Origin of the sequence: Asaia spathodeae NBRC 105894, from assembly GCF_025994195.1 — a bacterium.
Taxonomy (GTDB): Bacteria; Pseudomonadota; Alphaproteobacteria; order Acetobacterales; family Acetobacteraceae; genus Asaia; species Asaia siamensis.
The window spans coordinates 1-1138 of sequence record NZ_BAPY01000018.1 but is presented as its reverse complement, the minus strand read 5'-3'; the positions used below and the strand labels follow the sequence as shown (position 1 = coordinate 1138).

Sequence of the window (1138 nt, the reverse complement as noted above, 5' to 3'; positions counted from 1 at the left end):
CTTCGGGGCTTCGTCTCGTCGCGTAGCATTGTATCTTTTTTGCAACAACAAGGGGGCTTCGGCCCCCTTTTTTTTGTCTGTAGCGACTTTTCGATTCCCTGACACTCTTTGTCGTGTTAGCTTACTTTTCGTCAAAGAGACGTTTTTTCTCGTGATGACGTAATAAAACAGTAATAAACTTTCTCATTTTTTTAGTAGGGGCGGCAATGCTTCCAGTTATCGAAGTTCTTTCGACTGACATTGATGAACGCTCAGGCCGTAATGAGCGTGGCCTTTGGCTTGTTCGTCGTCAGACTATTTGGGTTTCCACGGGTGAGCCTCACCCGGAGAAGTTCGAGGTTTCTCTCGAAGAGAAACAGCCTGCGTATCCCGTAGGTAAATACGTTCTCGGTATTGGTTCCTTCCAGCGCGGAAAATATGGGCTCGAACTGGCTCGCAATGTCCGTCTTGTTTCGTTGGCTGAGGCTCATTCCGAGCTTTCGCGCGTCGTTACAGACAAGCCCTCCCGCGCTGCCGCTTAATGTCTGATTCTGCCCTCTACGGTTGTTTTACCGCTTCTGTGACCTCGGCTCACGTTTTCACGTCTGTGTCGGGTCCGTCTTCGGTTTCTTCTGTAGCCGGGCAGTCGTGCCAATGGGGGACCATAGAGGTCACTCTTGGCGCGGGTTCCTTCCCGTTCCCGTCCATTGATAGCGGTGTGGCTCATACCTTCTTTTTCTGGGCGTTCGGGTTGGTTCTCGGCTCATGGTTCGTTTCCCATTGTGCCGGGGTTGTTGTTGTTTCTATCCGCAAATTTCTTTCTTGAGGTTCATATGTCCGGTTCTGCTACCACTGGCGCTTCTGGCGTCGATTTCTCTTCGCTCCTCTCGTCGGTCAGCTCCACCGAGGTCGTGGGCGCCATCATGTCGGTTGCTGCCGTCATTGCTGTCGTCAATCTCGCGCAGGGCGGAGCCAAGCGTATCCTGTCCATGATCCGTAGCGTCTGATGGGGTGGGGGGCTTCGGCTCCCCCTTCATGGCCGAGGCTGTTGTGTATGCCGCCTACGCCTTCCTTGGGGCTCTCTCGGGACTGGCGGCGGTTCTCGGGTTTTCATCCTCATTCTCGGATTAACAGGGCGGGTCATACCGCCCTTTTTTTT

General features: G+C 53.4%; 2 protein-coding genes. Both read left to right on the top strand.

The window, feature by feature from the left end:
* Nucleotides 1–206: 206 nt before the first annotated feature.
* The gene (locus AA105894_RS08510; protein WP_267311346.1) at nt 207–521 is read left to right on the top strand and encodes a G5P family DNA-binding protein; all 315 of its coding nucleotides are present in this window, start codon (nt 207–209) and stop codon (nt 519–521) included.
* Between the two features lie 291 nt (nt 522–812).
* The gene (locus AA105894_RS08505; RefSeq protein WP_267311345.1) at nt 813–986 is read left to right on the top strand and encodes a hypothetical protein; all 174 of its coding nucleotides are present in this window, start codon (nt 813–815) and stop codon (nt 984–986) included.
* Nucleotides 987–1138: the final 152 nt, after the last annotated feature.

Bases quoted from the DNA above. Each gene is read 5' to 3' on its own strand.
- AA105894_RS08505 (WP_267311345.1), top strand. From the start codon at position 813: ATGTCCGGTTCTGCTACCACTGGCGCTTCTGGCGTCGATTTCTCTTCG.
- AA105894_RS08510 (WP_267311346.1), top strand. From the start codon at position 207: ATGCTTCCAGTTATCGAAGTTCTTTCGACTGACATTGATGAACGCTCA.